Source organism: Pseudonocardia yuanmonensis (assembly GCF_039542425.1).
Classification (GTDB): Bacteria; Actinomycetota; Actinomycetes; order Mycobacteriales; family Pseudonocardiaceae; genus Pseudonocardia; species Pseudonocardia yuanmonensis.
In genome coordinates this window covers 35,151-56,793 of sequence record NZ_BAABIC010000021.1, presented here as the reverse complement: position 1 = coordinate 56,793, position 21,643 = coordinate 35,151, and the positions used below count along the sequence as shown (strand labels likewise).

Annotated in this window: 28 protein-coding genes, 1 tRNA gene and 1 riboswitch; of the genes, 14 read left to right on the top strand and 15 right to left on the bottom strand. The window is 73.9% G+C overall.

The features are described from left to right. The first annotated feature begins 312 nt into the window (after positions 1-312). Positions 313-867 (top strand): RNA polymerase sigma factor ShbA, encoded by a 555-nt coding sequence (gene shbA, locus ABD990_RS25950; RefSeq protein WP_425569663.1) that lies wholly within the window; start codon positions 313-315, stop codon positions 865-867. A 67-nt stretch (positions 868-934) separates the two neighbouring features. On the opposite strand, the gene ABD990_RS25945 is transcribed toward shbA, so the two are convergent. The 3 genes from ABD990_RS25945 to ABD990_RS25935 all read right to left on the bottom strand — a co-directional run bounded on the left by ABD990_RS25945 (position 935) and on the right by ABD990_RS25935 (position 2,926). Then, positions 935-1,390: a pyridoxamine 5'-phosphate oxidase family protein gene (locus ABD990_RS25945; RefSeq protein WP_345383362.1), complete on the bottom strand. Its 456-nt coding sequence runs from the start codon at positions 1,388-1,390 to the stop codon at positions 935-937. A 163-nt stretch (positions 1,391-1,553) separates the two neighbouring features. Next, positions 1,554-2,375 carry a Bax inhibitor-1/YccA family protein gene (locus tag ABD990_RS25940; RefSeq protein WP_345383361.1) on the bottom strand — a complete coding sequence of 274 codons (822 nt, stop codon included), beginning with the start codon at positions 2,373-2,375 and terminating at the stop codon, positions 1,554-1,556. A 113-nt stretch (positions 2,376-2,488) separates the two neighbouring features. Beyond that, complete coding sequence (locus ABD990_RS25935; protein WP_345383360.1) at positions 2,489-2,926, bottom strand: hypothetical protein; 438 nt, start codon at positions 2,924-2,926, stop codon at positions 2,489-2,491. A gap of 87 nt (positions 2,927-3,013) precedes the next feature. Between ABD990_RS25935 and ABD990_RS25930 the strand changes: the two genes are divergently transcribed. After that, the gene (locus tag ABD990_RS25930; RefSeq protein WP_345383359.1) at positions 3,014-3,502 is read left to right on the top strand and encodes an NUDIX hydrolase; all 489 of its coding nucleotides are present in this window, start codon (positions 3,014-3,016) and stop codon (positions 3,500-3,502) included. A 5-nt stretch (positions 3,503-3,507) separates the two neighbouring features. Here ABD990_RS25930 and tatA read toward each other — a convergent pair whose 3' ends face one another. Beyond that, positions 3,508-3,774, bottom strand: coding sequence for a Sec-independent protein translocase subunit TatA (tatA, locus tag ABD990_RS25925; RefSeq protein ID WP_345383433.1), 267 nt, complete (start codon positions 3,772-3,774; stop codon positions 3,508-3,510). A 294-nt stretch (positions 3,775-4,068) separates the two neighbouring features. Between tatA and ABD990_RS25920 the strand changes: the two genes are divergently transcribed. Next, on the top strand, positions 4,069-4,290 hold the full coding sequence (locus ABD990_RS25920; protein ID WP_345383358.1) for a hypothetical protein: 222 nt from the start codon (positions 4,069-4,071) through the stop codon (positions 4,288-4,290). 205 nt (positions 4,291-4,495) lie between these two features. Here ABD990_RS25920 and ABD990_RS25915 read toward each other — a convergent pair whose 3' ends face one another. After that, the gene (locus ABD990_RS25915) at positions 4,496-5,242 is read right to left on the bottom strand and encodes a DUF899 domain-containing protein (RefSeq protein ID WP_345383357.1); all 747 of its coding nucleotides are present in this window, start codon (positions 5,240-5,242) and stop codon (positions 4,496-4,498) included. Between the two features lie 115 nt (positions 5,243-5,357). On the opposite strand from ABD990_RS25915, the gene ABD990_RS25910 reads away from it, so the two are divergent. Further along, positions 5,358-7,025 (top strand): FAD-binding dehydrogenase, encoded by a 1,668-nt coding sequence (locus ABD990_RS25910; protein WP_345383356.1) that lies wholly within the window; start codon positions 5,358-5,360, stop codon positions 7,023-7,025. A 244-nt stretch (positions 7,026-7,269) separates the two neighbouring features. Here ABD990_RS25910 and ABD990_RS25905 read toward each other — a convergent pair whose 3' ends face one another. Then, positions 7,270-7,695 (bottom strand): ATP-binding protein, encoded by a 426-nt coding sequence (locus ABD990_RS25905; protein WP_345383355.1) that lies wholly within the window; start codon positions 7,693-7,695, stop codon positions 7,270-7,272. A 135-nt stretch (positions 7,696-7,830) separates the two neighbouring features. Between ABD990_RS25905 and ABD990_RS25900 the strand changes: the two genes are divergently transcribed. Then, a complete protein-coding gene (locus tag ABD990_RS25900) occupies positions 7,831-8,439 on the top strand; it encodes a GNAT family N-acetyltransferase (RefSeq protein ID WP_345383354.1) in 609 nt (202 codons plus the stop codon). Between the two features lie 7 nt (positions 8,440-8,446). On the opposite strand, the gene ABD990_RS25895 is transcribed toward ABD990_RS25900, so the two are convergent. Continuing rightward, a complete protein-coding gene (locus ABD990_RS25895; protein ID WP_345383353.1) occupies positions 8,447-8,971 on the bottom strand; it encodes a GNAT family N-acetyltransferase in 525 nt (174 codons plus the stop codon). 176 nt (positions 8,972-9,147) lie between these two features. On the opposite strand from ABD990_RS25895, the gene ABD990_RS25890 reads away from it, so the two are divergent. Together ABD990_RS25890 and ABD990_RS25885 are read left to right on the top strand one after the other, a co-directional pair. Further along, positions 9,148-10,320, top strand: a complete 1,173-nt coding sequence (locus ABD990_RS25890; protein ID WP_345383352.1) for a serine hydrolase domain-containing protein — start codon at positions 9,148-9,150, stop codon at positions 10,318-10,320. A 127-nt stretch (positions 10,321-10,447) separates the two neighbouring features. After that, positions 10,448-11,497 carry a helix-turn-helix domain-containing protein gene (locus tag ABD990_RS25885; protein ID WP_345383351.1) on the top strand — a complete coding sequence of 350 codons (1,050 nt, stop codon included), beginning with the start codon at positions 10,448-10,450 and terminating at the stop codon, positions 11,495-11,497. Positions 11,498-11,546: 49 nt separating this feature from the next. Here the strand turns inward: ABD990_RS25885 and ABD990_RS25880 are convergent, their stop codons facing one another. Then, positions 11,547-12,326, bottom strand: coding sequence for a TSUP family transporter (locus ABD990_RS25880; protein WP_345383350.1), 780 nt, complete (start codon positions 12,324-12,326; stop codon positions 11,547-11,549). An 85-nt stretch (positions 12,327-12,411) separates the two neighbouring features. Here ABD990_RS25880 and ABD990_RS25875 point away from each other — a divergent pair, with 85 nt between their 5' ends. Beyond that, positions 12,412-12,906, top strand: coding sequence for a hypothetical protein (locus ABD990_RS25875; RefSeq protein ID WP_345383349.1), 495 nt, complete (start codon positions 12,412-12,414; stop codon positions 12,904-12,906). 170 nt (positions 12,907-13,076) lie between these two features. Here the strand turns inward: ABD990_RS25875 and ABD990_RS25870 are convergent, their stop codons facing one another. Further along, positions 13,077-13,913, bottom strand: coding sequence for an alpha/beta fold hydrolase (locus ABD990_RS25870; RefSeq protein ID WP_345383348.1), 837 nt, complete (start codon positions 13,911-13,913; stop codon positions 13,077-13,079). Positions 13,914-14,037: 124 nt separating this feature from the next. After that, a complete protein-coding gene (locus ABD990_RS25865) occupies positions 14,038-14,757 on the bottom strand; it encodes a TIGR00266 family protein (RefSeq protein ID WP_345383347.1) in 720 nt (239 codons plus the stop codon). A gap of 129 nt (positions 14,758-14,886) precedes the next feature. Between ABD990_RS25865 and ABD990_RS25860 the strand changes: the two genes are divergently transcribed. The 5 genes from ABD990_RS25860 to ABD990_RS25840 all read left to right on the top strand — a co-directional run bounded on the left by ABD990_RS25860 (position 14,887) and on the right by ABD990_RS25840 (position 17,322). Next, on the top strand, positions 14,887-15,240 hold the full coding sequence (locus ABD990_RS25860) for a VOC family protein (RefSeq protein ID WP_345383346.1): 354 nt from the start codon (positions 14,887-14,889) through the stop codon (positions 15,238-15,240). A 94-nt stretch (positions 15,241-15,334) separates the two neighbouring features. Next, positions 15,335-15,394: riboswitch (guanidine-III (ykkC-III) riboswitch) on the top strand. A 12-nt stretch (positions 15,395-15,406) separates the two neighbouring features. Beyond that, the gene (locus ABD990_RS25855; protein ID WP_345383345.1) at positions 15,407-15,721 is read left to right on the top strand and encodes a DMT family transporter; all 315 of its coding nucleotides are present in this window, start codon (positions 15,407-15,409) and stop codon (positions 15,719-15,721) included. A gap of 77 nt (positions 15,722-15,798) precedes the next feature. Next, positions 15,799-16,224 carry an ester cyclase gene (locus ABD990_RS25850; RefSeq protein WP_345383344.1) on the top strand — a complete coding sequence of 142 codons (426 nt, stop codon included), beginning with the start codon at positions 15,799-15,801 and terminating at the stop codon, positions 16,222-16,224. A gap of 46 nt (positions 16,225-16,270) precedes the next feature. Continuing rightward, on the top strand, positions 16,271-16,618 hold the full coding sequence (locus tag ABD990_RS25845; RefSeq protein ID WP_345383432.1) for an ArsR/SmtB family transcription factor: 348 nt from the start codon (positions 16,271-16,273) through the stop codon (positions 16,616-16,618). Next, on the top strand, positions 16,615-17,322 hold the full coding sequence (locus ABD990_RS25840) for a cation efflux transmembrane domain-containing protein (RefSeq protein WP_345383343.1): 708 nt from the start codon (positions 16,615-16,617) through the stop codon (positions 17,320-17,322). The genes ABD990_RS25845 and ABD990_RS25840 overlap by 4 nt, the downstream gene beginning before the upstream one ends. Before the next feature lie 68 nt (positions 17,323-17,390). Here ABD990_RS25840 and ABD990_RS25835 read toward each other — a convergent pair whose 3' ends face one another. Both ABD990_RS25835 and ABD990_RS25830 read right to left on the bottom strand, forming a co-directional pair. Continuing rightward, entirely contained in the window at positions 17,391-17,750 is a 360-nt protein-coding gene (locus ABD990_RS25835; RefSeq protein WP_345383342.1) for an MmcQ/YjbR family DNA-binding protein, read from the bottom strand. Between the two features lie 250 nt (positions 17,751-18,000). After that, on the bottom strand, positions 18,001-18,579 hold the full coding sequence (locus ABD990_RS25830) for a dihydrofolate reductase family protein (RefSeq protein WP_345383341.1): 579 nt from the start codon (positions 18,577-18,579) through the stop codon (positions 18,001-18,003). Positions 18,580-18,741: 162 nt separating this feature from the next. Between ABD990_RS25830 and ABD990_RS25825 the strand changes: the two genes are divergently transcribed. Further along, positions 18,742-19,281 (top strand): dihydrofolate reductase family protein, encoded by a 540-nt coding sequence (locus ABD990_RS25825; RefSeq protein ID WP_345383340.1) that lies wholly within the window; start codon positions 18,742-18,744, stop codon positions 19,279-19,281. Between the two features lie 80 nt (positions 19,282-19,361). Here ABD990_RS25825 and ABD990_RS25820 read toward each other — a convergent pair. The 3 genes from ABD990_RS25820 to ABD990_RS25810 all read right to left on the bottom strand — a co-directional run bounded on the left by ABD990_RS25820 (position 19,362) and on the right by ABD990_RS25810 (position 21,643). Beyond that, positions 19,362-19,434, bottom strand: a tRNA-Leu gene (locus tag ABD990_RS25820). 99 nt (positions 19,435-19,533) lie between these two features. Beyond that, positions 19,534-20,895: an NAD(P)/FAD-dependent oxidoreductase gene (locus ABD990_RS25815; RefSeq protein WP_345383339.1), complete on the bottom strand. Its 1,362-nt coding sequence runs from the start codon at positions 20,893-20,895 to the stop codon at positions 19,534-19,536. A 79-nt stretch (positions 20,896-20,974) separates the two neighbouring features. Continuing rightward, a complete protein-coding gene (locus ABD990_RS25810; protein ID WP_345383338.1) occupies positions 20,975-21,643 on the bottom strand; it encodes a uracil-DNA glycosylase in 669 nt (222 codons plus the stop codon).

Below are 21,643 nucleotides of genomic sequence, written 5' to 3'. Positions count from 1 at the left end.
TTTCCGGAGCACGCAGGCCGCCCGATCGGACTAGATTCCGGGGTTCCGACACGGGCGGCGGCCGGAGGGGCACGCCGTCGTCGCCCGCCGGTCGCGCGCTCCCCGTCCGGGCCCGAGGGCCCGGTCACGAGCACCCGCGGCGCCCACCACCGCCGGGCGCCGCGGGCCCCGCCCCGTCCCGTGCCCCCGCAGCGCAGGCGAGGAGGCGGACGGCGCGTGCACGCGGGCGAGGCGGACGGGTCCCGAGGGGAGGAGGGGCCGTGGACCGCGGGCCGGCACCGCGGGCGCCGCGTCGCCGAGTCCCCGGCCGACCTGGACGCCCACCTCACCGAGCTCGCCCGGTTCGCCGCCGACGGGGACCGACGCGCGCTGGACGCCCTGCTCCGCACCGCGAACCCGCTGCTCGTGCGCTACTGCCGCGGCCGGCTCGGCCACCGCGCGCCGGGACTCGCGACCCCCGAGGACGTCGCCCAGGAGGTGGTGGTGGCGCTCTGCACGGCCCTGCCGCGCTACCGGGACCTGGACACGCCGTTCATGGCCTTCGCGTACGGGATCGCGCGCAACAAGGTGGCCGACGCCTACCGCTCGGCGGCCCGGGACCGCTCCGCCCCGTCGGACGACCTGCCGGAGGCCCCGGACGTGCGGGCCGGGCCCGAGGCCACCGCGGTGGGCTCCTCCCAGATGACGGAGCTGATGGCGCTGATCGACCGACTGCCCGCCCAGCAGCGGGAGATCGTGGTGCTCCGCGTGCTCGGGGAGCTGTCCGCGGAGGAGACGGCCGCCGCCGTCCGCTCGACACCCGGCGCGGTGCGGGTGGCGCAGCACCGCGCGCTCGCCAAGCTCAGGACCTGGCTGAACGAGGGGTGAGCGCGGTGCCGTGCGGCAGCCGGCCGCACGGCACCGCGCTCGGATGACCGGCCCGGATCCCGGGGCCTCACTCGCGCTCTACGCGCCGCACCCCCGCGCCCTCCCGCCAGAACTCGACGACGAGCCGGTCCGCGGCCTCGTTCAGCCTCGTCACCACGACCTCGGTGACGTCGGCGCGGAAGGCGTCGCCGGAGGCCTCGCCGGACAACGGTCCGGTCGGCACCGCCCGGCCCGCGATCTTCGCGTCGCCCTCCCACGCCGCCGGCGCGCCCTCCGGCGGGTCCACGGAGGTGCTGTGCAGGGCGAACCGCGGGTCGCGGCGCAGGTCCGCGCCCTTGCGCGAGTCCGGCATCGAGCCGAAGACCAGCTCGCCCGCCTCGAACTGCGCCTCGATGCCGGAGATCCGCGGCGCGCCGTCCGCCCGCAGCGTGGCGATGGTCTTGTGCACGTGTGCGTCGAAGAGCCGGCGGGCCCGTGCGGCCAGCTCGGGAGCCTGCTCCTCGACGTCCTTCCAGGAGGCCATGGCCGCAAGGGTCCCGCGGATCCCTGACAGCAGCCGTCAGGAAGACCGCGGCGGTGCTGAGAACGACGGAGCGCCGCGGGCCGGCCCGAAGGCCCGCGGCGCCCACCCGACCGGGAGGAGGGGGACCCCGGCCGTCATCCGGGTGTGCCCCGGATCGCCCGACTCATTCCTGCCGCAGGTAGCTCAGCAGCCGCAGGATCTCGATGTACAGCCAGACCAGGGTGGTCATCAGGCCGAAGGCGATGTACCAGGCGAACTTCGCCGGCGCGCCCTCCTTCACGGCCCGGTCGGCCATGTCGAAGTCCAGCATCAGGCTGAACGCGGCCACGCCGATGCAGACGATGCTGAACAGGTAGGCCAACGGCGACCCGTCCCGCAGGCCCAGCCCGCCGGTGGTGAAGAAGCTCACCACCAGGTTCGCCAGCATGAGGATCACGACGCCGAACAGGGCGCCGGTCAGCCACTTGGTGAACTTCGGGGTGACCTTCACCGCGCCGGTCTTGTAGACGATCAGCATGCCGACGAACACGCCGGCGGTGCCGACGACCGCCTGGAAGCCGATCCCCTGGAAGTTCGTGCCGGAGAACTCGAGCGCCCCGGTGATCGCGCCGAGCGCGACACCCATGGACGCCGAGTACAGCAGCACCAGGAACGGGTTGGTGCTCTGCTTGAAGATCACGATCAGCGACACGACGAAGCCGACGATGATCGCGGGAAGGGCCAGGCCGAAGAGGCCGGACCACGCCGTCAGGATGCCCGCGACCAGGGCGACACCGCCGCTGATCGCGGTCTTGATCACCACGTCGTCGACGGTCAGCGGCCGCTCGCCCGCGCCCGCCCGACCGTATCCGGCGCGCGCGGCCTGGGAGTCGGCGTAGGCGGCCCCGCCGCCCAACATGCCGCCGCCCTGGCGGTCGAAGGTGGCGTAGCCGCCGCCCTGCCCCGATGGCAGGTTGCGGAACGCCGGGTTGCTGGTGGTGCGCACCGGTTCCTCCTCGTCGCGTGTCTCGCCGCGCTACATGGTCCAACGCCGGCGGGCCCCGATCGGTTCCCGCTCGGTAAAGACGACTTTACCCAGCTCGCCCGACGGGGCGGCGGTCACGCGGCCGCGGTACCCCGATCCGGCGGGTCGAGCACCACGCCGGCCTCCTCGATCGCCGCCTCGGTCTGCAGGCGGGCGAAGGGCCGCTCGCGCTCCGGGACCTCGGACAGCGGCGGGCGCGCGACGCCGACGGCCCGGCAGAGGTCGTGGAGGACGTCGTCGTAGGCGGCCAGCAGGGCGACCCGACGGACCCGGGTCGTCGGCTCCCGGCCGCGCACCTCGCGGCGCAGCCGGTGCAGGTCGGCGACCAGCGACTCGAAGGACTGCCCGGTGGCCACGGGCGGGCCGTCGCGGCGGCACAGCCTGCGCAGCAGGCCGGGCAGGCCGAGCAGCACGGGGAGGCCGCGCGCCACGGCCCAGATGAGGAGCGTCGGCGCGGCGGCGACCACGACGTACATCAGCACGCCGAGGACGATCGGACGGTCTGCCGACACCCGGTACACGGTACCGAGGATCCGCAGGTCAGAGGGATCTTGAAGGCGTCGGGAAGGTCACCCGGTGCCGCGCGCTAGGTTCGGCCTGTGCCGCACCCCGAACCCGCCCGCGATCCCGCGCCCCGCCGGCTCGTCCGGCCCGCCGCCTACGCGGTCTGCGTCGAGGACGGGCAGGTGCTGCTGGCGCGCTGGACCGGGCCGCGGGGCCCCGAGTGGACGCTGCCCGGCGGCGGGCTGCACCACGGCGAGGACCCGCGCGCCGGGGCGGTGCGGGAGGTCGAGGAGGAGACCGGCTTCACGGTCGCGCTCGACCGGCTGCTCACCGTCGACTCGGTGCACTTCCCCGAGGCGGTGAGCCTCTCGGGCGAGCCGCTGGACCTGTTCGGGATCCGGGTGGTCTACGCCGCCCACGTGGTCGGCGGTGAGCTGCGCCACGAGGTCGGCGGCACCACCGACATGGCGGCGTGGGTCCCGCTGGACGAGGTGGCGGGGCTGGTCCGGGTCCCCCTCGTCGAGACCGGGCTGGCGGCCTGGCGCTCGGAGGACCCGGCCCGCAGCGCGGTGCTCGGCTCCTGACCCCGTCAGGCGACCTGGTCCTTGGCCGGGGCCGCCGCACCGGCCGTCGTGCCGGCCTCCCCCGCGACGACGGGCAGGGCGGCCGTCGGGGCCGGCGGCTGGGCGTCCACCGTGGGCGCGGGCCCCTCCTCGCGCAGACCGCGCATCTCGCCCTTGAAGATGCGGGCGCTCTGCCCGACGGAGCGGGCCATGGTCGGCAGCCGCTTCGCCCCGAAGAGGAGCAGCAGCACACCGACGAGGATGACGATCTCCCAGCCACCGAGGTTCGGCACGACGTGGTCCTTCCGTTCGCGCGGGCCGGCCGACCCGCGCCGTGCGGCCCGGTCGCGGTCGCCGTCGACCGCGGCCGTCACGGGCCGCTCTCCTTCCCCGTGCAACGACCCGGACGCCGCTCGGTCACCCCTCGGTCGCGGGACGTCGCAGCCCGGCCTCGACCACGGCGCGCGCTGCCTCCGCGCCGGGACCGCGGGGTGGATCTCCGCGGTCGCGGCCGGTCCCCCGGCGCCCTACCCTCACGGTCCCGCCCGCGGAACGCGCGGGCACGACCTCCAGGAGCGACCGGACCGATGTGGGCCTTCTTCTCCCGCCGGCTGCGGATGTGGCTGATCCTCGCGATCGCCGTACCGCTCGGCGGCTGGCTGGCGGGCAAGCTCGCGACCGTGATCGAGAACCGGCGCGGGCCCAACACCGTGAGCCGCACGCTGCGGCAGGCCGGTGGCTGGCTGCAGCGCCGCTCGAAGGGCCCGCTCGCGGCGCGGACCACCGAGAAGGACCGCCCGGCGCGGTAGGTACGCGGGAGGTACTCCGCACCGGGGAATCCCGGGCACGGAAGGGGGGCGCCGCGATCCTCCCGAGGGTTCGGATCGCGGCGCCCGGCAGCGCGTGTTCGCTCCCCAGCAACACGCGGTGTGCCCATACCTCGTGTGGTGAGGGATCGGCGTTACTCGTCCCGGACGGACGTACGTCGAAACGACGACCGTGCGCCGCGCCGGCTCAGCTCGCGAAGCTCGGTCCCGTCCGGCGGGCCGCGGCCGACCGGCCCTTCGGCTCCTCCCACTCCTCCTGCCGGCCCAGCGCGGTGAGATCCAGGTAGGCGTAGGAGCCGCCGGTCCACTCGGCACCCCGGGCGTACTGCGAATAGGTGTGGAAGACGCGGCCGCCGTCGTGCAGGAAGCAGGACAGGCCGGGCCCCTCGATCGGGTACTCGCCCTCGACGTAGTAGCCCGTGCCGGCCGCCGCGTGCTCCTCCGGTGTGCGGAAGTTGTACTCGACGGGCGCGACGGCCGGGTCGAGCGTGACGTGGAAGTCGTAGTTGAAGTCGCTGCCGTACGACGAGTACCAGGGGAAGCTCCAGCCGCGGCTCTCCTTGTACCGCTGGATCTTCGCGATCGGCGCACGCGAGACGTAGGCCAGCGTGGTGTCCCGGGCGGCGAGGTGGGCGCGCAGCCCGTCGTTGACCTCGTCGGCGCCCGCGGTGCAGCTGGGGCAGCCCTCCTCCCACTCGGGCGCGAACATGAAGTGCCCAACGAGCAGCTGCAGGCGGCCCTCGAACAGGTCGGGCAGGCCCACCTCGCCCGACGGCCCCGTGAACACGTAGTCCTTCTCGACCTCCACCATCGGCAGCCGCCGGCGGTCGGCGCTGAGCGCGTCCCGCGCCCGGGTCAGCTCCTTCTCCCGCTCCAGCAGCGCCACCCGGGCGGCCCGCCACTCCTCGCGGGTCACGATCTCCGGCAGGGTCATGGGTCTCCTCCTCGGATCGGTGTCACGAGGGCCGACCCCGGCGGGGCGCCGAACTCATCGGCGGGTACGGATTGTCCGTATTGCCGCCGGGCCCGCGCAGGGCCAGGGTGAGCGCATGAACGCCGACGTGATCGTCGTGGGGGCCGGGCTGGCGGGTCTCGTCGCGACCGCGGAGCTCGCGGCCGCGGGCCGCCGGGTCGTCCTCGTCGACCAGGAACCCGAGACGAACCTGGGCGGTCAGGCGTTCTGGTCCTTCGGCGGGCTGTTCCTCGTCGACTCCCCCGAGCAGCGCCGGATGGGGATCCGCGACTCCGCCGAGCTGGCGCTGCAGGACTGGCTGGGCAGCGCGGGTTTCGACCGCGCGGTCGACGACCCCGCCGGCGAGGACTTCTGGGCCCGGCAGTGGGCCACCGCCTACGTCGACTTCGCCTCCGGGGAGAAGCGCGCCTGGCTGCACGGGCTCGGCGTGCGCTGGTTCCCGCTGGTCGGCTGGGCCGAGCGCGGCGGCTACCTCGCCGACGGGCACGGCAACTCCGTCCCGCGCTTCCACGTCACCTGGGGCACCGGGCCGGGCCTGGTCGAGCCGTTCGCGACGGCGGTGCGGGACGCCGAGCGCGCCGGCCTCGTCGAGCTGCGGTTCCGGCACCGCGTCGACGCCCTGACCACCACCGGCGGGGTGGTCGACGGCGTGTCGGGCGTCGTGCTCGAGCCCAGCCCGGCGGCACGCGGGGTGGCGAGCACGCGCACGGAGACCGGGACGTTCGAGCTGCGGGCCCAGGCGGTGATCGTGACCTCCGGCGGGATCGGCGCGAACCACGACCTGATCCGCGCGAACTGGCCGGCCCGGCTCGGCACACCGCCGGAGCACATGGTCACCGGCGTGCCCGCGCACGTCGACGGCCGGATGCTGGCGATCACCGAGGCGGCGGGCGGGCGGATCGTCAACCGGGACCGGATGTGGCACTACACGGAGGGCGTCCGCAACCACACCCCGGTCTGGGCCGGGCACGGCATCCGGATCCTGCCCGGCCCGTCGTCGATCTGGCTCGACGCGACCGGGCGGCGCCTGCCCGCCCCGAACTTCCCCGGCTTCGACACGCTCGGCACGCTGAAGACCCTGCGCGCCACCGGTCACGACCACTCGTGGTTCGTGCTCACGCAGAAGATCATCGAGAAGGAGTTCGCGCTCTCGGGCTCCGAGCAGAACCCCGATCTGACCGAGAAGGACGTCCGGGCGACGCTCGGCCGGATCCGCCCCGGCGCACCCGCGCCCGTCGAGGCGTTCAAGGAGCGCGGCGAGGACTTCGTGGTTGCCGGCACGCTCGCCGAGCTCGTCGACGGGATGAACAAGCTGACGACCGAGCCGCTGCTCGACGCGGCCGAGATCGAGCGGCAGATCGTGGCCCGCGACCGCGAGCTGTCCAACCCGTTCACCAAGGACCTGCAGGTCAGCGCCATTCACAACGCGCGGCGCTACCGGGGCGACCGGCTCGGTCGCACGGCGACCCCGCACCGGATCCTGGACCCGAAGGCGGGCCCGCTGATCGGCGTCAAGCTGCACGTGCTGACCCGCAAGACGCTCGGGGGCCTGCAGACGGACCTGTCCGGCCGGGTGCTCGACGCCGCGGGCACACCGGTACCGGGGCTCTTCGCCGCCGGCGAGGTCGCGGGCTTCGGCGGGGGCGGCGTGCACGGCTACCGCTCGCTGGAGGGCACCTTCCTCGGCGGCTGCCTGTTCAGCGGACGCGGGGCGGGACGCACGGCCGCCCGGGACACCGCCTGAACCCGGGGGTGCGGCCCGGCCGCCGTCGAGCCGGCCGGGCCGCGATACCTCCGGGGGTGCGCGCGTAGCTCCCCAGTTGCGCGCGCGAGGCAGCTCCCTGTCGTGGCGGGCACCGGACCCCCGGCTACACGGTGCCGGCACCGAGTCTCGCCCACCCCGATCACGTTTCGGCTACCCCGCCGCGCCGGAACGGAAACGGTGTGCCGGAAATCGGCGAGATCGTCCGGAACCGGGCCCGCGGTCGTCAGGCCAGCTCGAGCGTGGCCCAGACGGTCTTGCCGGTCCGGGTGCGGCGGACGCCCCAGTGGGCGACCGCGTTGACGATCGTCAGGCCGCGGCCGCGGTGGGCGCCGAGCCTCGACTCGCCGACCGTCAGCGGGGCACCGGCCCCGGCGTCGTCGACCTCGATGCGCATCCGGACCCGGTCGAGCACGGTCACGCGCACCCGCCGGGGCCCGCCCGCGTGCTCGACGGCGTTGGTCACCAGCTCGGTGCAGACCAGCTCGGCGTCGAGCAGGGCGTCCGCCGGCGCGAGCTGCTCGCGCAGCCACGTGCGCAGACCGGGCAGGCAGGTGGCGTCCCGGAACGCGGCGACGAGCGAGGCGGGCCGCGAGCCGTCCGCGCGACGTCCGACCACGTCCGTCCTCTCGTTCGCCTCGACCATGGTCATGATCCGGCTGTACCCCGTTCGGCCGTCCTTCACGCGTCCGGTGGAGCACACCCCTCGATCCGGCAGACGGAGGCGCCTCCGCGTGGTCCCCCGCGGCCGCCCGGTCCCGAACGCGCGCCGTGATCAGCACGGCTCGTGACCGGCCGACGTCCGCTCCATCCGGCCGCCGGCGGCGATGTCTGCGAGGGTCGGGGCGTGCGGTGGAGTGCGTGTCGCGAGGGCCGGATCAGCATGCCCGAGCACGCGGAGCTCGCGGTCCTGCTCCGGGCGGCCTACGCGCACCTGCCGCAGTTCTTCGCCGGGTCGCGGACCTGGTCCTACGTCCGGCCCGAGGCGCGCGTCGTCGGGCGGGACGTCGAGGGCCCGGCCGCGCACGCCGGCGTCCTGCGCCGGTTCCTGCAGGTGGGCGGCGCGGACCAGCTGGCCGCGGTGGTCGGCCTGGTGGCGGTGCGGCCGGGACTGCAGCGGCAGGGCGTCGGGCTGGCCCTGCTCGAGCGGGTGCAGGAGTTCCTCGACGACCTCGCCGTGCCCTTCGGCATCCTGATGTGCGCCGAGCACCACGTCCCCTTCTACGAGCGCGGCGGCTGGTGCCGGCTCTCGCCGCGCCGCTCCGTCCACTCGCCCGACGACACCACCGAGCCCCACCCCTTCGTCGACGAGATCTCCACGACCACGCTCGTCCTCCCCGTCCGGCGGAAGGACTGGCCGGACGGGGAGATCCACTGGAACGGCGCGACGGTCTGAGCGGGCGTCAGGTTCGCCCGTCCGGGAGCGCGATGCTCATCGCGTGCTCGGGGAGGACGCCGCCCAGCCACTCCTCCACCTGCCGCCGCCCGTCCGGGACCCACCCGCGGGCGCGGTAGAAGGCGTCGGCGCGCTCGTTGCCGTCGAGCACCCACAGCGTCGCCCGCTCGACGCCACGGCGGGCGAGGTGGTCCAGCGCCGCGTCGTGGAGCATCGTGCCGATCCCGCGCCGCCAGGCCCCGGGCGCGACGTAGAGGGCCATGAGCTGCCCGTGGCGCGGATCGTCCGGGTCGGAGCGGGCCGCCACGAACCCGACGACGAGCGGACCGGCCCGGTCCTCCGCCACCAGGACCGCGACCCCGGGCGCAGCGGCGTCCAGGACCGCCCGCCACATCCGCCGCCGGTCCTCGACCGAGAGCCCGGCGAGCAGCTCGTCGGGCAGGAGTCCCGCGTAGGCCCGCCGCCACGAGTCGACCACCACCCGCGCGATGGCACCCGCGTCTGCAGGCGCGGCGGCGCGGACCTCGACCACAGCCCGATGGTCCCGCTCCGGGGCCGGGCACGACACCCCGCCGAATGGCGGGCGTCGCACCCGAAGCTGCGCAGGATCGTCGGTACCGCGTCCCCCGGCGGCTCGGCACGATCGACACCGCAGACACCGCGCGCCCGACGGGCGCGGTCCCTCCCCGCCGACCACCGGAGGTCAGCATGCTCAGTGCCATCGACGGAAGCGCCATCGACCGGGTCCTGCGGGAGGCGGTCGAGGCCGGCGCGGTGCCGCACGTCGCGGCGATCGCGGCGGACCGCGACGGGATCCTGTACGAGGGCGGGGCCGGGCCGCGGATCGTCGGCGAGAGCGGCGACGAGGTGGGCACCTCCACCCAGTTCCGGATCATGTCGATGACCAAGATGGTCGCCACGGTCGCGGCGTTGCAGCAGGTCGAGCGGGGCGAGCTGGAGCTCGACGCGCCCGTGGACACCTACCGTCCCGAGTTCGCCGAGATCCAGGTCCTCGAGGGCTTCGACGGCGACACCCCGAAGCTGCGCCCGGCCGGCAGCCGGGCCACCGTGAAGCAGCTGATCACGCACACGTCGGGGCTGGGGTACTGGTTCTGGAACGAGGCGCTGGACACCTACCAGAAGGTCACCGGCCTGCCCAACGTCCTCGGCGGCGCCGAGGCCTTCAAGGCCCCGCTGGTCGCCGACCCGGGCACGCAGTACGTCTACGGGATCAACACGGACTGGCTGGGCAGGGTCGTGGAGTCCGTCGCCGGCCAGGGCCTGGACGTGGTGATCAAGGAGAACATCACCGGCCCGCTGGGCATGGACGACACGATGTTCCTGCTCGACGACGACCGTCGCGAGAACTGCGTGACGGTGCACGTCCGGGGCGAGGACGGGAACTGGACATCGGCCGGTGAGCTGCTGCCGCAGGAGCCGGACTGGTGGGCCGGCGGCCACGGCCTCTACTCCACCCCGCGCGACTACATCCGCTTCGAGCGCGCCCTGCTGCGCGGCGGCGAGCTCGACGGCGCGCGCATCCTCACCGAGCAGACCGTCGACGCCGCCTTCACCAACCAGATCGGCGACCTCGACTTCCCCGCGGAGATCCCGACCGTCGACCCGCCGATCACCGACAGCCTGCGCGTGGGGCCGGGCTGGAAGTGGGGCCTGGGGCTCCTGCTCAACACGGAGGACGTCCCGGGGCGCCGCCGGGCGGGCTCGGGCGCCTGGGCCGGGTTGTTCAACACGCACTTCTGGGTCGACCGCAGCACCGGGATCTGTGCCTCGATCTACACCAACTCGCTGCCGTTCATCACCGAGAACGAGGCCTGGAAGCTCTACGGCGACTTCGAGACCGCGCTCTACGCCTCCCTCTGACCCCGGCGCCGCCGCGGCCGGTGCGCCGGCCGCGGCGGGCGGAGCGATCCCGGCCGACCGACCAGGTCCTCCTGAGTGATCCGCACCACTACACTTCGTCCCGTCGGAGCGACGGGGAGAGGTGGTCGTGCAGGGATTACCGGGCCGCGTCCCCACCCTCGATCCCGCGGCCGGCGTCGACCTGCGGGTGATCGCGTGCTTCGACGAGCTCGTGGTCGGCAACGTCGACACCCGCGGCCTGCTCGGCGCCGCCGCCTCGCTCGCGGGCTGCACGGCCGGGTTCTGCCAGGACCTCCCGCCGCGCTGCGTGCGGGTCACGCCCTCGGGCGAGATCGCCGAGGGCCGTGCCCTCCCACGGGCGGACTCGTCGGTCCGTGGCGACGGGCTCACGGTGTGGCTCGAGCGCGAGGGGCCGGCCGGGGCGAACGACGGGATCGTCCTCGAGCGGCTGGCCTTCGCCCTGCGGGTCCGGCACGGACGCGACCGCCGGGAGGCGGACCGCGGCGAGCTGGGCCTGCTGCTCGACCGCTCCCTTCCCGTCGAGGAGCGCCGGACGGCGGCGGCGCGCCTGCACCTGTCCCCCGGCGTCCGGTACCGCGTGCTCGCCGCGCCGCTGTTCGCGGTGTGGGAGGAGCACCCGGCCGGCGCCGAGGACGTCGTCGCCACGCCGTACGGCCCGGTCCACGCGCTCGTCCTGCCCGAGGACCGGGTGTCGGGCGGCCCCAGCCCGTCCGGCATCGGGGTCCCCGGCACGGTGGAGCAGCTGCACCGCTCGTTCCGCACCGCCGTGGTCGCGCTGCGGCTGTGCACGCCGCCGGAGGTGCCCCGTGTGCCGGCCGACCGGTACGGCGCGGTGATCGAGCTGCTCGCCGACGCCCCGCTCGATCTCGACCTCCCGGACGTCGACGCCCTCGACGCGGTCATGCGGCACGCCTGGGGTCCCGCCACCCTCGACGCGCTGGTCCGCGCCGGATCGGTCCGGCAGGCCGCCCGGCTGACCGGGGTGCACCACAGCACGCTGCGGACCCGGCTCGACGTGCTCACGGAGGTCGTCGGGTTCGACCCGTTCGACGGCATCGGCCGCACCCGGCTCGGCGTCGCCTACCTGATCTGGCGGCTCCGCACCTCGCGGGTCCTGGACCTCCCGGCGACATACCCGGCCACCACCGCGGGCTGACGCGTCCTGTCCCCGCCGCTCGGGGACGTGGCGCCGCGCCGGCTTCCGGTCAGCCCCGGGCGGCCTGGACGAGGTAGGTGACCGCGAGCCCGATCGCGAGCACGCCGAGCAGTGCGCGCAGCGCCGCCTCCGGGACGTGGGGCTGGAGGCGGGCGCCGAGATAGCCGCCGAGCAGGCCGCCGGCGCCACAGCACAGTCCGATGACCCAGTCGGGGCTCACCGGACCCTCGACGACCAGCGAGACCAGGCCGTAGGTGGTGACGCCCGCCACCGAGGTGACGAACGTGGCGGACAGGGCCGCAGGGGCGACGGCCGCCACGGACATGCCCGCGCCCACGAGGATCGGCCCGAGGAGCGACCCTCCTCCGATGCCGTAGACGCCGCCGACGATCCCGACGACGGCCCCGAGCCCGGTCAGGACCCACCCGCGCAGCTCGCGGGCAGGGGCCGGGCGGGCGCGTCCGCGCAGGCACAGCCAGATGCCCACGGCGAGCAACAGCGCGGCCGCGAGCACGCGGAACACCCGGTCACCGGGGGCGAGGAACACCCGCAGCAGGGTCCCGGCGACGACCCCGGGCAGCGTGCCCGCGACGAGCCGGCGGGTGAGCGGGCCGCCGAGGGCACCGGTGCGGTGGTGACGCAGCAGGGCGCCGGGGGTCGCGACGACGTTGTACAGCAGGTTCGTCGGGGTGACCGCCGGACTCGGCACGCGGAGCAGGTCGAGCTGCACGGGGAGCAGGAACACCGCCCCGGACACCCCGACCGGGGTGGTGACCACGGCGACGACCAGCCCGGCACCGAAGGCGAGCAGCGCCTGGAGCGGGGTCACGACGATGATCCTCGCCGATGCCGCGATCCGCCGGAACTGTCGGGCCCCCTCCGTAGGGTCCGGGCAGGCGGACGAGGAGGACCGGATGACGGACCGGCCGGACCCGGTGATGGCGGAGATCGCGCAGGTGGTCGAGCGCGGGCACGCCGGCGCGCTCGCGGAGGCGCGGGAGCGGTTCGCGCAGCTCTGGGAGCGACTCGGCCCCTCCGGCGACCCACTCCACCGCTGCGCGCTCGCCCACTACGCGGCGGACGTGCAGGAGGACCTCGCCGAGGAGCTGCGCTGGGACCTCCGCGCGCTCGCGGCCGTGGACGAACTCACGGACGAGCGGGCGCAGGAACACCACCGCTCGCTCGCCGTGGCCGGCTTCTACCCCTCCCTGCACCTCAACCTGGCCGACGTCCACCGCCGACTCGGGGACGTCGAGCAGGCGCGCCGCCACCTCGAGCGGGCCGAACGGGCCGTGGGCGCCCTGGCTGTGGACGGATACGGCCGGATGATCAGGCAGGGGATCGCCCGCTGCGCCGCCCTCCTCGACTCGCCGCCGTCGACGGACCGGGTGCCCTCGGAGCTCGGGTAGCGACGTGTGCGGTCGATCGGTCGATCCTGCGGTGGATCAGGTGCCAGGCCGCGCCGCCGTCGTGCGACGGTTCCCGGCGCCCCGTGACGGTCCGCCCGTCCTCGGCGCCGAGGCTCTCGGGGCTGACCGACGTCGGACGACTGCTCCGCGCGTCTCGCGAGGTGGAATGGCTATGCCTCGGCGCGGGTGGACTCCGGCGGCTTGCGGAGGATGGGTCGGAGCACCTCCGCGAGAGCCCGGGGGTGGGTCACCTGGGGAACGTGGGCACCGGGCGTCTCGAGGAACGGGGCGTCGAGCCGGTCGGCCAACCAACGACCGGCCTCGCTGAACCAGTGGTGCTTCGCCGCCGGGTCGGAGTTGTCCTTTCCTGCGGCGACGACGCAGGGCACGCGCACCTCGGCGAGCTCCTCCTCGGTGGGCAGGTAGCTCATCACGTCCGGGAGCTCGAGGCCGAAGAAGACCTCGGCGTTGCCCAGCATCCGGGCGCGGAGTTCGTCGTCGAGCGACTCGAACGCCTCGTCACCGAGGACCCAGCGGAGGAACCTCTCCATCGCCGCAGGCGGGCCGCCCTCGGCCATTCCCTGCTCGACGAGCACCTGCAGTTCCGCGCCCGCGGCCCGACCACCGGGCGCGACGGCCGCGAAGGGCGGCTCGTGGAGGACGGCGCCGCGGAGAACCTCGGGGTGCCGCAGCGCGAGACTGGTGAGGATCATGGCTCCCGAGCTGTTGCCGTACGCGACGGCCGGAGCCAGGTCGAGGGCCGTGAGCAACTCGGCGGCGTCGTCTCCCTGCTCGTCCATCGGCGCCGCGGTCCAGCCCTTCGGACGCGGGCTCCGGGAGTTGGCCCGTCGGTCATAGGTCAGCACGGTGAACTCGTCGGCCAGCGCGTCCGCCACCTCGGTCCAGTGCCCGGCGTCGCCGGTCGCCCCCGAGATGAACAGGACCGTGGGACCCTCCCCGCGCAGCTCGTAGTACAGCGTCGTGCCGTTGACCTCGATCGATCCCATCTCGTCCTCCCTGGCCGACGGGCGCGCCACCCGTCGGCGCACCGACGTCCGAGGGTCGGAGCGCCAGCCGGGGCAGGCCAGTGCCGGACGGCCCGGGACGTGGGCCGTCCGAGCCGGCCGGGGATCAGCCGTTGCCCGAGGACGACGAGGAGGGCCGCTCGGGCAGGTAGGGCTCGATCGCCGAGGCGAGCTTCTCCGCGGTCATCGACTGGAGCCAGACGTGCCCGGGCCCGTGGATCTCCGCCAGCAGCAGCGAGTCCCCGAACAGCTTGTTCTTGACCCCGCGCACCGAGGTGAACTGGAGCTCCATGCCGGCCCGGTAGAGGGCGAGGTGGCCGGGGTGGATCAGCATCGACCGCCCGGCGGGGAGGTCGTACTCGGTGATCTCGCCCGCCAGCTGGACCCAGGCGGTACCGGCGCCGGACAGCTTCTGGAACACCACGCCGGCGCCCCCGAAGATCCCGGCGCCGAGCTTCTTCTGCAGCCCGACCGACACCTCGACCTGCGGGGTGCTGGCCATGTAGGCGCCGGACTGCACCATGAACTCGTCGGCGGCGTCCACCTCGAGTTCCCGGATCGTGCCGGGCAGGTCCGTCGCGAAGGCGACGAACCCGCCTTCCCGCGGGGCGGTGTACTCGGTGAGGAACAGCTGCCCGCCGCCGAGGGCCCGTTTCAGGCCGCTCATGAACCCGCCGCGGCCGCCCGAACCGAACCGGGTCGACGTGTCGAGGCCGAACCCCGGGGACAGCCAGGCCACGTCTCCGCCCTCGGCGATCACCTGCTCGCCGGGACCCATCGCGATCTCCAGGACGGGCATCGTCGTGCCCATGATCCGGGTCTGCATCGGACGAACCTAGACAGCGGGCGCAGGGCAGCGGAAGGGTACGCGGCCCCGGCTTCCCTAAACAGTCGTCGCAGGTGGGGGCGGTGAGGACCTGTCGCCCTCCTCCGCGGCCGGGGAAGAATGCCCGGAATGAACGTGTCGAGCGTGACCGTCGGGCTGCCCGTCAGCGACCTGGACCGCGCCGTCTCCTGGTACCGGCGCGTCCTCCAGCTGGCCGAGCCGGATCTGGAGCCGGCGGAGGGCGTCGTGGAGTTCAAGGTCGGTCCGGCGTGGCTGCAGCTCGGCGCGGACTCCACCGCCCGATCCGGCGCCGAGGTCGTCACGCGGTTCGGCGTGGACGACGCGCGGCGGGAGCGGGAGCGCCTGGTGGAGCTCGGGGTCGCCGTCGGCCCGCTCGAACACGTGCCCGGAGCGGTGGACTACTTCGACTTCACCGACCCGGACGGGAACGTCCTGAGCATGTACTCGGAGCTCGACGGGTAGGGCGCCGCGGAGTCACGCCTGCGCGGGCCCTCCGGTCAGGTCCGTCACCACGAGCTGCCTCGCCCCGTGCACCGCCGGTACCGTCGTGGACGGAACCGCTGCCGCGGCACCCCCGGACGAGTGCGTCGTACCCGGAACGACAAGACGACGCGCGCGGAGGTGTGTGATGGCGTGGATCGTCCTGGTCGTGTCGGGCGTGCTGGAGACCGTGTGGGCGTCCGCCCTGTCCCAGTCGCGGGGCTTCACCCGGATCGGCCCGTCGGTCCTCTTCGGCGTGGCACTGGTGGCGAGCATGGCGGGGCTGGCGTACGCGCTCCGCGAGATCCCGGTCGGCACGGGTTACGCGATCTGGGTCGGAATCGGGGCGGTGGGGACCGCCCTGTACGGCATCCTCGCGCTCGGCGAGTCGGCCGGCGTGGCCCGGCTGCTGTGCCTGGTCGCGATCGTGGCCGGGGTCGTCGGGCTGAAGCTCGCGCACTGACCGTCCTCGCCTGGGGCGGTCCGGCCGCAGTACGGTGTGCGCCCCGTCCACCGGTCGCTCCCCTCGAGGAGGCCTCGATGACCACGACGACGAGTTCGCGCAACGAGACCGCGCTCGCCCGGGCCATCGACCGTTGGAACGCCGGCGACCTCGCCGGCTACCTGGAGATCTACGCCGACGACGTCCGGCTGCACGGCATGTCGCCGGAGCCGTTGGACAAGGTCGGTGTGCGCGCGGCCTACGAGGGCCTCTTCGCGGCCTTCCCCGAGAACCACCTGGAGCTGCACGAGACCTTCGGCGACGGCGACCGGCTCGTCAGCCGCTTCACGCTGACGGGCCGGCACGACGGCGACTACATGGGCATCCCCGCGACGGGCCGCGACATCGCGCTGCCGGGCATCACCGTCCTGCACTTCCGCGACGCCCGGTGCGTCGAGCGCTGGGTCTGCACCGACATGCTCGGGCTCCTCGTGCAGCTCGGAGCCGTCCCGCCGCCGTCCTGAGCCTCTCCCGTTCATCGCCCCGCCCGACTATCATCGCCGCGTGGCGATGAATTGCTGCCCGCCCGACGTGACGCCCGCCGTCGCCCTGTTCCGGTCGCTCGGCGACCCCGCCCGGCTCGCGATCGTGTCCCGGCTGGCCGAGGGCGAGGCCCGGGTCGTCGACCTGACCCGGCTCCTCGGCCTTGCGCAGTCGACCGTCTCGAAGCACCTGGCCTGCCTGCGGGACTGCCGGCTCGTCGACTCGCGGACCGAGGGGCGGCAGTCCTGGTACTCGCTGAGCCGGTCCGAGCTGATCGACCTCCTGCGCAGCGCGGAACGGTTGCTGGCCGGGACGGGCGACGCGGTCGCGCTGTGCCCGGTCCACGGCGAGCCCGCGCAGGCGGAGCCGGCATGAGCCTCACCGCGTCCCCGGAGCGCCGGGCCGTGCTGCGCCGGCGCATCAGGCTGCTCGTGGCCGCGACGATCTCGTACAACGTCGTCGAGGCGGTCGTCGCGATCACCTCCGGCACGCTGGCGGGCTCGATCGCGCTGATCGGGTTCGGCCTGGACTCGGTGATCGAGGTCAGCTCCGCGGCCGCCGTCGCGTGGCAGTTCGCCGGTCCGGACCCGCAACGCCGGGAACGGACCGCGCTGCGGGTCATCGCCGGGTCCTTCTTCGCGCTGGCCGCGTACGTGACCGTCGAGGCCCTGCGCGCGCTGCTGGGCGCCGGGGAGGCGGAGCGGTCGACGATCGGGATCGCGCTGGTCGCGCTCAGCGTCGTCGTGATGCCGTTCCTGTCCCTGGCCCAGCGCCGGGCCGGCCGCGAGCTGGGCTCGGCGAGCGCGGTCGCCGACTCGCGGCAGACACTGCTGTGCACCTACCTCTCCGCCGCGGTGCTCGTCGGCCTGGTCCTGAACGCCGCCCTCGGCTGGTGGTGGGCCGACCCGGCCGCGGCCCTGGCCCTCGCCGTACTCGCGGTGCGGGAGGGCCGCAACGCCCTCCACGGCGACACCTGCTGCACCCCGGTCCGCCTCGACGACGCGTCCGACGGCTGCGGCTGCGACCCCGGCTGCACGGCTCCGTGCTGTGCGGCGACCGAGCGCGCTCCTCGTCGGTGATCACCGAACCGGAGCATGTTGCTGATCTCGAGGTCGTCGCCGGTGCGGGAGGTGTCAGGGGCCGGGCTTCAGCCCGGGCCGGTGGGATGGGCGAGGTCGTAGGCACGGGAGACCTTCGCGGGTACGACCATGCGCCAGGCGTCGACGACGAGCTCCCGGGCCTCGATCGGGTCCAGTGCCGCGAGGTCGGCGTGGACCCAGTTGAAGCGCATGTCCGACGCCGACGGCAGGTGGAACTTGTGCGGCTCGCCCCCGACGAGCGCCGCCCGCTCCTCCTTGGGGAACGCGAAGCCCATCACGCGCTCGTCGAGGGAGAACGCCACGTAGACGATCTGTCTGACGCGGAACTTCAGCCTGCCGCGTACGTACACCTGGTACGAGCGCTCCAGCTCGGCGCCCAGTGGGCGAACGTCCTCGATCACCACCATGCTCGGCCCCCATCGGTTCCGGCGCGGGGCGGATCCGCCTCTCCGCGCACCGTCTCGTCCCCCCGACCGACCTGCTCGGTCCCGTCCACCGGGATCCGCCTCGCGTCCACAGGACCGCGACGGCGGGCCGAAGTCATCGGTCGTCGAGTTCGTCGGCGAGCCACGTGGTCCCGCAGGTCCGCGGAGCCGGCACCGCCGTCGAGGAGGGCCGGGACCCGTCCTCGACGAGCGGCATCCCCGACACCGTCGATCAGCCGATCCTCTCGTAGCGCAGGTACACGGTGCCGCCGCGGAAGGCGCGCTGCTCGACCAGCCGCAGCCGCAGGTCGGCGCCGAGCGGGAAGTACGGCTTGCCGCCGCCGAGGAAGGCCGGCACCACCCTCGGGCGGAACTCGTCGATCAGGTCCAGCAGTGATGCAGCCAGACCGGCGCCGCCGACGGCCAGGTCGCCGTCGGTCTCCTTCTTGAGCCGGACCACCTCCTCGACCGCGTCGGCGCGGCGCACCAGCCGGCAGCCCGGCGCGACCGACTCCAGCGAGTCGGAGAACACGATCCGCGGCGTCGCGGCGTACTCGCGGGCGAACTCCGCCTCCACCTCGTGCCCGTCGGCCCGCTCCGGCGCCGTCCAGAACTCCTCCATGACCTCGTAGAGGCCGCGGCCGAACAGGAACGCCGCCGTCTCACGGGTCTGCTGGTTGGCGAAGCGGTGCACCTCCTCGTCCGGCTCGGAGAAGGCGATGGTGCCGGTCGGGTCCTCGATGTAGCCGTCGAGGGAGATGCTCATCGAGTAGCTGAGAGTGCCCATGGGGAAGTAGACCGTCCGGCTCACCCCAACTCATCGTCAGCCGGCCCGGACGGGCACCACGATCGCTCTCGACCAGGCCGGTTGCTGGGGCCGCAGCGGATCGAGGAGCGTGCCCCTCGTCGCCGTGGGACGGATTCCATCCGCCGACGCCGATGAGTTCGTGGCCTGCTCCGGGTCATCACGGGCATGAGCGATACGGATGGCCTGGGCAAGGTCGTCGTGAACAGGGCGATGTCGCTGGACGGCTTCATCGCCGGCCCCGACGACGCGATGGACTGGATCTTCGAGTATCTGGACAACGACGCGTTCCCCGAGGTCATGCCGGCCACCGGCGCGATGCTGGTCGGTCGGGGCACCCACGAGGTCAGCAAGCGGATGCCCGTCGAGGACATCGACTACGACGGGGGGCCGGTGTTCGTCCTGACGCACCGGCCGCCGGACGAGCCGGAGCGAGGGGTCACCTTTCTCACCTGCGATCTCGGGAAGGCCGTCGCCACGGCGCGGGCCGCAGCGGGTGGGAAGAACCTGGAGATCCTCGGAGCCGACCTGGCCAGTCAGTGCCTGCGGCACGGTCTCGTCGACGAGGTTCTGGTGTACGTCCTGCCCGTGCTCCTCGGGGACGGCGTGCGTTTCTCGACCTCGGGGCTCGGCAGGATCGACCTCGAACCGTTCGACAACAGGCAGTCGGGTCCCGTGACGATGCTCCGCTTCCGTGTGCGGAAGTAGGTCCGTGCGCAGCGGTCGCGCACAGGCAGGGTGGTGATCTTTGCGCGGCGCGGGCCCGCGGGGCTGCGCGACCTCAGCCGTGCCCCCGGTGGGACTCGAACCCACACTGTGACCCTTTTAAGGGGCCTGCCTCTGCCGTTGGGCTACGGGGGCCCGCCCGCAGCCTAACGACGGATCGCGGCGAGAACGCCGACGGCGCCCGCCCCCGGTGAAGGGCGGGCGCCGTCGAGCGCCTGTCGGGCCGGAGCCGCGTCAGCTGGCCTTGGCGTCGGCCTCCTGCGCGACCGTCGGCGGCAGCGGGGTCACCGTGCCGCCGGCGATCCGGCTGAACTCCGCCTTCGGCTCGTGGATCTGGCCCAGCGCCACGACCTCGCGGCCCATGAGCAGCGCGGTGGTCCAGTCCATGACGATCCGGAAGCGGCGGTTCCACGTGGGCATGCGGCTCACGTGGTAGGTGCGGTGCATGAACCACGCCGGGAAGCCCTTGAGCTTGATCCCGTAGACCTGGGCGACGCCCTTGTACAGGCCGAGGCTCGCGACCGAGCCGGCGTAGCTGTGCTTGTACTGCGTCGTCTCGTACCCGCGCAGGTACGCGACGATGTTGTCCGCCAGGACCTTCGCCTGCCGGACGGCGTGCTGCGCCGACGGGCTGGTACGCGCCTCGGGGTCGTCCTTCGTCAGGTCGGGGATGGACGCGCAGTCGCCCGCGCTGAACACGCCCTTGAGGCCGTTCACCGTGAGGTCGGCCGCGCACTCGACGTGCCCGCGGGGGCCGCGCGGCAGGTCGGTCTGCTCCAGCATCGGGTTCGGCTTGACGCCGGCGGTCCAGACGATGGTGTCGGCGTCGAACTCCTGGCCGTCCGACAGCACGACGTGCCCGTCGACCATCGACTCGACGCGGGTCTCGAGCAGCACCTCGATGCCGGCGTCGAGCAGGCGGCGCACGGTGTACGCACCCATCTTCGGGCCGACCTCGGGCATGATCCGGTCCATCGCCTCGACGAGGACCCAGCGCAGGTCGCCGGGCTCGATGCCCTCGTAGTAGCGGGTCGCGTAGCGGGCCATGTCGGCGAGCTCGGCGAGCGCCTCGACGCCCGCGTACCCGCCGCCGACCACGACGAAGGTCAGGAGCCGGCTGCGCAGCTCCGGGTCGGCGGTGGTGGACGCCGCGTCGAGCCGCGAGAGCACGTGGTTGCGCAGGTAGATGGCCTCGCCGACGGTCTTGAAGGCGATGCCCTGCTCGGGCAGGCCGGGGACCGGCAGGGTCCGGGCGACCGAGCCGGGGGCGACGACGAGGACGTCGTACTCCAGCTGTGTGGTGTGCCCGGCCGCGGTCTGCACCGTGACCTGCTTCCGCGCGTCGGAGATCGCGGTGACGCGGCCGGTCAGCACGCGGCAGCCGCGCAGCACCTTGTGCAGCGGGACCACGACGTGCCGCGGCTCGATCGAGCCGGCCGACGCCTCGGGGAGGAACGGCTGGTAGGTCATGTGGGACTGGGGGTCGATGACCGTGATGTCGGCCTCGCCGCGGCGCAGCTTCTTCTGCAGCCGCAGAGCGGTGTACATGCCGACGTAGCCGCCACCGACCACGACGATTCGTTGAGCGTGCGCCATACCTATATTCGTACCCCGGAGACGTAAGCCTGATACGACGGGCGAGCCGTGATCTGGGTCCGAACCGGTGTGAGTTCACCTACAGGCCGGCGGCGCGCGCCGCGGCGGCGAGGACCTCCTCCAGCATCGCCGGGGTGAGCTTGCCGGTGAAGGTGTTCTGCTGGCTCACGTGGTAGCTGCCGAACAGGTGCAGCGAGCCCGCGGGCCGGACCGACGCCAGCTCGACGTGCGCGCCGTGACCGAACCGCGGGCGCGGCCGCGGGATCGTCCAGCCGTGGTCCGCGAGCACCGGCAGCAGCGCCTGCCAGCCGAACCCGCCGAGGACGACGACGGCGCGCAGGCTCGGGCGGAGCAGCTCGATCTCGGCGTCGAGCCAGGGCCGGCACTCGTCGCGCTCGGCCGGCGTCGGCTTGTTCTCCGGCGGGGCGCACTTCACCGGCGCCGTGATCCGGGTGCCGATCAGCCGCAGCCCGTCGTCCCGGTGCACGGCCGTCGGCTGGTTGGTCAGGCCGACGGCGTGCATCGCCGCGTAGAGGACGTCGCCGGAGCGGTCCCCGGTGAAGATCCGCCCGGTCCGGTTCCCGCCGTGGGCCGCCGGGGCCAGCCCGACGATCAGCAGCCGCGCGTCGGCGGGGCCGAGCCCCGGCACGGGCCGGCCCCAGTACTCCCAGTCCCGGAAGGCCGCGCGCTTCTCCCGCGCCACCTTCTCCCGCCACTCGACCAGCCGCGGGCAGGCCCGGCACTCCAT